Source organism: Salmonella sp. 741265116_PST (assembly GCF_046567715.1).
GTDB classification, from domain to species: Bacteria; Pseudomonadota; Gammaproteobacteria; order Enterobacterales; family Enterobacteriaceae; genus Salmonella; species Salmonella enterica.
This window is the reverse complement of the sequence record NZ_JBKFPH010000061.1, coordinates 1-7,054: the sequence shown is the minus strand read 5'-3', so window position 1 is coordinate 7,054 and position 7,054 is coordinate 1. Positions and strand designations below refer to the sequence as shown.

Sequence of the window (7,054 nt, the reverse complement as noted above, 5' to 3'; positions counted from 1 at the left end):
GCGTCAATATGAGGTTACAGGGAAGGGCGGGTATCTCCAGACGAAAGTGTCATGTTTACTGCAAATAGCCAACCGTAATGCTGCGGGTCAACGCCGAAGTAAGTGATGTACACAAACGAGAACCGGTGACAAAGGCGTAAGCTGCAGCGTAGTAGAACGTCAGGCACAGAGTAAACAAAGCGTTTATGGCCGTTGTCAGAGCTGCAGAACGTCAGTCAGAGAAAGCAGCGGCCAGGGGGAAAATCCACTGATTCAAAAAGCGATGCGACGAACCGGCCACGATGGCCGGTTTTTTTATGCCTGCGCTGCGTGAAATCGTGTACAGGATAGCGAGTGCAAATCAGTAGAATTCGCGCAGCGTCACGACAGGGCAGGGATCAAACGGGTTACAATGTCGTCACTGAGTGTGCAAAAATTATGGGTAAAGAGTTTTGCGACAAGCACGATTCCAGCCATGTTATTTTCCGGCTAATTTAACATAATATACATTATGCGCACTAACGTCAGGTAACGGGAATTGTAGCCAGACTGGTGCAGTCGTTAGTTCGCATAACAGTTGGATTGTCTTGCGCCCTCTGGTTCAGATTGAGGAAGTCTCCAGCTAAGCTCTCACTACGTTCGAGGGATTGTGCTCGTGGTGATTTCTTCATTCACCTGACCGACATCATCAGAACCTGTTTCGTCTTTTCGCTTGCGCACGCCTCGACATTAGTTGGATGTGATTCTGGTTACTGCAAACTGGAACACTTCTTCTTTGCTTCGGCTATGTGCCCACTTCGGCATTAGTTGATTTTGGAATTCTTCTGATGTGTCAGTTGTGGTTTCATTATTTGGGGAAATGATGACCACGCAAAAACTGATGCGCAGAGATTCGTTGTACTGCCCAACGTTAAACTTCGTAGCACTGGTGAGACTCCAGTACGCACGCCAATCTTGTTTACAATTTGAAGATTCTAGACACTGACAATTGTTATACAATTTTGGCTGTTGCTGTCCGACCTCCCATAGTGGATGCTCCCAAAGAGCGATGGATTGTTTCATCGGTAACAAACGTCTTAGGCCAGACGCTAAATCTGTCCGTGTTGTTGCAATGACAACAGCTACTCCATTATAGGCTGACTCCCATATCAGTAATGCCCTGAAAGGCGTCTGTAGCTAACAAGCTGCATTCTCTGGAGAGCAAAACCATCTGTCGCAGGCTGGCTCCCATACCAGTAGCGTAGCAATACTAAGAAGACAACTTAGGCGGATGGTGAAATGTCATTAGTAATTGCTTCTACGAAGCTGTTGTTTTAACTGTACCCATTGATTCAGAATCTGTCAGCCTTAAGCAAGCTGATGGACGATGAGTGTTAACGGCTTTCCGGTGCACTGGATACAAGCTGTTGGCTTGCTTCGCTTAAAGCAAATGGGATGGAAGATTCAGGACTAGCTACCCTACTCTTTCATGGCTCTAAAGCAATTATCATGACATTTCTTTGTTATGAGGAATTGTTATGCGCCTGTATTGTGAAATGTATCGAAAGTAGTGCGTGTGTGTATCGTGGATTCATGACTGCCAAAAAGCGGAGAGTGTTCCCGGCTTCCATTGTACACACACTCAACAACTTTCACTTTTTAGTTAAGGTCTGAAATTAAAAGGTGCGTCTTTAATAATACTGTATACAGATTGATTAGGCGCTCTTGGGAATTTATCTATTGTGCGTAGACCTTCCTTAAGATAATTACAGAAATCATTATCGCCATTGTATGAGTCTGTCCCAAGTAGTGTACCATCTGGTCCCGTATGAATAACTACAGAGCACTGCTTACCTTTATAGGTGTCCCATGCCGGAAGTTTACCGCGAATCAAACCTGACACCTGGGCGGTATATGCGGATATTCCTGCCATAGAGGCACCGCCAGAACTGGTACTGGTGTGTGTTTTAGGTACACTCTTACCTGAGCCAAGCTCACCAAGCATTTCATCCACGTCTGAGGTGGCCTCGGCTTTTTCTCGCGCTGCCTTTGCTTTCGCTGCTAAAGCTTTCTCTGCTGCTGCTTTCGCTGCGGCCTGTTCTTTTTCTTCCTTGCTCATGCTTTGCATCTTCTGGTATTCAGCGTCAGCTTTAGCTTGATTTGCCTCAAGAGATTGCTCTAAAGAAATGATTTCTTTCTTTACCGTTTCATCAACAAGTTGTGCTGCCTGTATCTTTCTTGCATCTATCTGCTCTGGCGACTGAGGTTGAGGCTCTATTGTTAATAGCAAATTAATAGCCGTTTCAGTATCTGAATTGTAGCTATCGTAATCACCCTGCACATACTTATCAGCGGCATTTCCTATAAGAGTCTGAACTCTTTGGGTGACATCATCATTCCAGTCATAAGCGTAAGAAATTGAAGTCCATGCAGCAGGAATAATCAAAGCCATTAACTTCCATTTAGAAAGTTTCATTTGTTTTCCTTAGAATTAATTATGGAATGTATAAAAGAAATGGAAGTAAGAATGGGATAGTGAAAATACTTAACTTTAGAGCAGTTCTGGAAGATTAGTTGGAAGTAATTTCTTTTCTTTATTCTTATTCCTTAATCTTTAATTATCAGCTCAAGCCGCATGGCTCTCTTGCAGAGGGCTAAAGGCATTATACAAATGGCTAAAAATCCTGTCAGTAGCCGGAAGTGCTAATTTAGCTCAAATTGTGAACAATTATTTAAATACGCACAAATACCTAATTGTGATCATTTATTGATCTCATTGTACCAGTTGGATAGTACGTGCAGTATTTAGTCAAAGTCGGGTGCGGTGGATAATACAGAATACAATCCCTTTCATATCCAACTAATGCCCCATCTGGCACGCCTCTACAGCGTTCTCAGGGCTTTCTCTTCCCTACCCTCATAATCACCTTAACTCATTCCAGAACCTCTCTCCGTGACATTGAGAGGCTTACTTATCTGGTCTAACCACTAATAATGTCACATTTCTTTGGTAATACCAAAAATACTATTTTTAAACAAGGACTGAAATAAATGAATTCTATTTCTTCACCTACTTCTCATGCAAGCTGTTCAACTTCTCAGGCCTCATATCCTGATGACCTAATCAATAGCACTCTTGTTTCATTATTCTACCTGACAAGTGATGGTGGATTTATGAGTAAGAATGGATATATGCCATGTCATCGGGAGAAAGATGGAAAGCTTCAGATTGAAGTAATCACTAATGACTATTCTTTCTGGATGAATGCGAAAGAGATTTCCCTTCGTCTTAATGAAATGCAACGCAGACGCTTAATGTCAGACCGTTCAGTTCACTACGCCATCGTTGATGGAAATGGGAAGTTTCGTTGCAACCATCGAATCAAATCGTGGAAAGAAATGCAACTGGAACAATACCAGGATATGTCCAGAGGTTGTATGCAATGAACTCACCTCACTACTTTTCAGCAAAAGCACTGAATGATGAAATCATTGCCCGTCTTTTAAAAGATGAAGACCGTCTGGTTATCAGCAAAAGCTTTAGTGGTGACAACCATTGTGGCTGGCATATCACAGCACCACGTTATCTATGGATAAAAGCAGGCGTTCATCCTGTCTGGATTCGTGAATCAAAGGGCAACAAACTACAATCCAAAGTTGGAACTAAACGGATGAAACGAGCAAGGCAACTGCTTTCTTTATCTTTACAGGAAAACAAATCCATCTCTTTCACCCAACCACTTCCAGCACAAGTTTTTCATTCAAATTTGTGCGCATAAGGAAAAATACAATGTCTCAGACAAAACCAACGTTTAATGCGAAAACTACTTCTTGCGCTGTTCCATTGCCTACAGGCAAATGTGTTCAGCCAATGGCTACAAATAAACTTCCTCGTGAAGTTCCAACACCACAGAGCGATATCCCATATATGCAATATACGAGTAATGGAGTATTGGTTGCACGATGAAAAGCAAACTCAGAAAGATGGTTAATAAAAGCAAAACTCAGGCTGTCGTGAGTCGTAAAGCCAACCTGAAAACAAAACAACTATCCCATATCTGCGAAGCAGAATATAAGGAGGCTGACAATGGCATTATCCAGAGCGCAGCATGAAGCAAACAAAGCTAATGGTGCGTATCACATTGACCGTCATGGGAATCGTGTTGCTCCTGCATTAGCTCGTTCTGCACGTTCAACAGATGTAGTAACAGGCGTTCGTCATACTGCTTCAAACTCAGCTATTGATAAGGCTGTATTCAATGACCCATTAAAGCTACAGATTATGTCTTTGCGAGCTTGTGGCCGTCATGTAGAGGCTGACCGTTTAGAGGGCGTTCGTCCTAAGAAATAAGCACCACAGAAAGGGCTACAGCACGTCGTGAGACGTTAAGCCCTTCATTCATTGTCCATTATTAAAGGCTCTCAAAATGGCATACAGAGCGTTTAATAATGGCTGATTGTTATTTGATCATTATTGCCACAAATTATTATTTATGAATTTTTTTTAGCTCCATGAAGTGAGTGCCTGAATTGAAGGTGTTGATGAAAGTAGGACCCATTCCAACTTCATCCTTCCTTCTGTTGATTCTCATTCATTCTATGGAGTATCCGATGAAATACAATTACACCACAGATTACAATCATCCTAATTATTATTCAGGCAATATCTTTACCTCTAATCGTTATGGTCGTTATCGCATTCTTGGCAAACTTCTCAATCATAATCGTCGTGGTTATTATGTCATTCAGTTTGAAGAAACTGGGCACACAACCAAAGCCTATTGTTCAGCAATCAAATCAGGAAAGGTTGCTGACCGTTCATATGACTTTGGCAATGAAGAAGAAAGACGAGAAGCGTTAATGCGTCCTGTTATTCATGGTGTTGGCTATATCGGAATTGGACAGTATAGGACATATGTCCCCTACACTCCTGAGACATACGGGCAACGAACTAAAGAGTATGTGCTCTGGCAAAATATGATTGCTCGTTGCTACTACACCAGAAATGGAAAGCAGGTTCACAAAGGATACAAAGGTGTTCATGTGTGTGAACGCTGGCATTGCTTTCAGAACTTCTGTTCAGACCTTCCAGCAATTCCCGGATATAGCAACTGGAAAGATAATCCTGTCAAGTATGAGTTTGATAAAGACTATTCCCATCGTCGTCATTATTCACCAGATACAATGCGTTTCATTCCAACCAGTGATAATGCAAAAGAAGCTGGTTTGAGAAATCAGGCGATGAAGATATCTAAATCGGATTATTACTCCATCAATAAAAACCGAAAGGTCATTGTCGATGATGCGTTAGTAATACTGGAAAATTCAGAGATTCAATTCTCAGTGGTGATGAATGGAAACACTCACACCATTATCACTGATACACCATATGGAACAACAATCTTCTTCCCATTAACAAAGAAGATAATGCGTCATTGTTCCATTATTGATGGTGACGTTCATGTATTCATTCAGTATGTCCAGTGGTTGCAACGTCAATGGAGAGAAAGAAACCCGTTCATTGATTGCTATGAAGTGATGTGATTAAACAAAGGGCATTGTTAATTCAGTGTCCTTGATTGAATCACAAACGATTAATAATAAAGATTCAAAATACAACTTGTGGGATAGGTCTGTTTGCTTCGCATATTGACACATGATGCTGTCGCATCTGTCACCATAATTGCAAAGCAATTCTGTCGCCAGTCGCTCCGCTCTTTATCGCTCAAGCTTCCAGCTTGTCGCTTATTGGTGCAGCCATCTGGTTATGAGTCTTGAGGGGAAATAGCGTGTTCCACGCCATTTCACAATCCAATACATTATACGCACTGACATTGTAACAGCAAAGTTGTAATGTCCGCCTTGGGCTAAGTTAAGATGTCCGTCATGTATAATCAACAGGAAGATTCCCATGACGGCACACGCAGCGGAGTTTTTCACTTTGGATGAAGTTAACCGACTCAAAATCATTCAGGACGTTGTCGACCGGCGTCTGACCACACTGATGGCCGCGCAGCGCCTAGGTATTTCCGATCGCCAGTGCCGACGCCTTCTGTCGCGTTACCGTGAATCTGGCCCGCTTGGTATGGCTAACCGCCGTCGTGGAAAACCCAGCAATAACCAGTTGCCTGATGGCTTTGCACAGTACGCGCTCAGTATTATCCGCGAACGCTATACCGACTTCGGTCCGACACTGGCGTGTGAGAAACTCGCAGAACTGCACGATGTTCACCTGTCCAAAGAGACTGTCCGTTCGCTCATGGTCAAAGCCGGTCTCTGGATACCCCGCAAACAACGTGCGCCGAAAATTCAGCAGCCACGCTATCGACGGGCCTGCTGCGGCGAACTGATACAGATTGATGGTTGTGACCATCACTGGTTTGAGAACCGAGCTCCCGCCTGTACTGCACTGGTCTATGTAGACGATGCGACGAGCCGCCTGATGCAGCTTCGTTTCGTGAAATCGGAATCGACCTTCACCTATTTTGAAGCCACCAGAGGCTATCTGGAAAAGCATGGCAAGCCACTGGCATTGTACAGCGATAAAGCCAGCGTCTTCAGAATTAACAATAAAAACGCAACCGGTGGCGACGGCTACACCCAGTTTGGGCGTGCGATGCACGAACTGAACATCCAGACTATCTGCGCCAACACCAGCTCAGCCAAAGGCCGCGTGGAACGCGCACATTTGACGCTTCAGGATCGTCTGGTTAAAGAACTCAGGCTCAGGGGCATTTCCTCAGTGAATGCAGCTAATGATTTTGCAGATGAGTTTATGGCCGATTACAACCGGCGCTTTGCGAAAGAGCCCCGGCATGACTTTGATGTTCACCGACCACTTGAAACTGATGATGATCTGGCTGCGTTTTTCACATGGCGAGAGCCGCGCCGTGTTTCAAAATCTCTGACAGTACAGTATGACAAAGTGCTCTATCTGATTGAAGACAGTGAGTTAAGCCGCAGGGCTATTGGGAAATACATTGAAGTATGGCATTACCCGGATGGCAGAAAAGAACTCCGGCTAAACAGAGTCATCCGTAAGCGTACAGCGCGAACCGTCTGGTCATAATCTGATGTATCCGACAAAGTGGTGTCC

5 protein-coding genes and 2 pseudogenes are annotated in these 7,054 nt (G+C 43.7%); 5 read left to right on the top strand and 2 right to left on the bottom strand.

The window, feature by feature from the left end; translation table 11 throughout:
• Positions 1–50: 50 nt before the first annotated feature.
• Together ACLD11_RS21610 and tolA are read right to left on the bottom strand one after the other, a co-directional pair.
• A pseudogene (locus ACLD11_RS21610) lies at positions 51–178 on the bottom strand (Bcr/CflA family drug resistance efflux transporter); the annotation flags it as partial.
• 1,443 nt (positions 179–1,621) lie between these two features.
• On the bottom strand, positions 1,622–2,434 hold the full coding sequence (gene tolA / locus ACLD11_RS21605; protein ID WP_411015360.1) for a cell envelope integrity protein TolA: 813 nt from the start codon (positions 2,432–2,434) through the stop codon (positions 1,622–1,624).
• Positions 2,435–3,009: 575 nt separating this feature from the next.
• Between tolA and ACLD11_RS21600 the strand changes: the two genes are divergently transcribed.
• From ACLD11_RS21600 to ACLD11_RS21580, 5 genes and pseudogenes are all read left to right on the top strand, one after another.
• Complete coding sequence (locus ACLD11_RS21600) at positions 3,010–3,405, top strand: hypothetical protein (RefSeq protein WP_226302925.1); 396 nt, start codon at positions 3,010–3,012, stop codon at positions 3,403–3,405.
• On the top strand, positions 3,402–3,737 hold the full coding sequence (locus tag ACLD11_RS21595) for a hypothetical protein (protein WP_001530147.1): 336 nt from the start codon (positions 3,402–3,404) through the stop codon (positions 3,735–3,737). Before ACLD11_RS21600 ends, ACLD11_RS21595 begins: the two co-directional genes overlap by 4 nt.
• 308 nt (positions 3,738–4,045) lie before the next feature.
• Entirely contained in the window at positions 4,046–4,309 is a 264-nt protein-coding gene (locus ACLD11_RS21590) for a hypothetical protein (protein ID WP_411015359.1), read from the top strand.
• A gap of 260 nt (positions 4,310–4,569) precedes the next feature.
• Positions 4,570–5,502, top strand: coding sequence for a hypothetical protein (locus ACLD11_RS21585; RefSeq protein ID WP_411015358.1), 933 nt, complete (start codon positions 4,570–4,572; stop codon positions 5,500–5,502).
• 367 nt (positions 5,503–5,869) lie between these two features.
• Positions 5,870–6,985, top strand: a pseudogene (locus ACLD11_RS21580) (ISNCY family transposase); the annotation flags it as partial.
• Positions 6,986–7,054: the final 69 nt, after the last annotated feature.

Coding starts and splice junctions, on each gene's coding strand:
- tolA (WP_411015360.1), bottom strand. CDS start 2,434: ATGAAACTTTCTAAATGGAAGTTAATGGCTTTGATTATTCCTGCTGCA.
- ACLD11_RS21600 (WP_226302925.1), top strand. CDS start 3,010: ATGAATTCTATTTCTTCACCTACTTCTCATGCAAGCTGTTCAACTTCT.
- ACLD11_RS21595 (WP_001530147.1), top strand. CDS start 3,402: ATGAACTCACCTCACTACTTTTCAGCAAAAGCACTGAATGATGAAATC.
- ACLD11_RS21590 (WP_411015359.1), top strand. CDS start 4,046: ATGGCATTATCCAGAGCGCAGCATGAAGCAAACAAAGCTAATGGTGCG.
- ACLD11_RS21585 (WP_411015358.1), top strand. CDS start 4,570: ATGAAATACAATTACACCACAGATTACAATCATCCTAATTATTATTCA.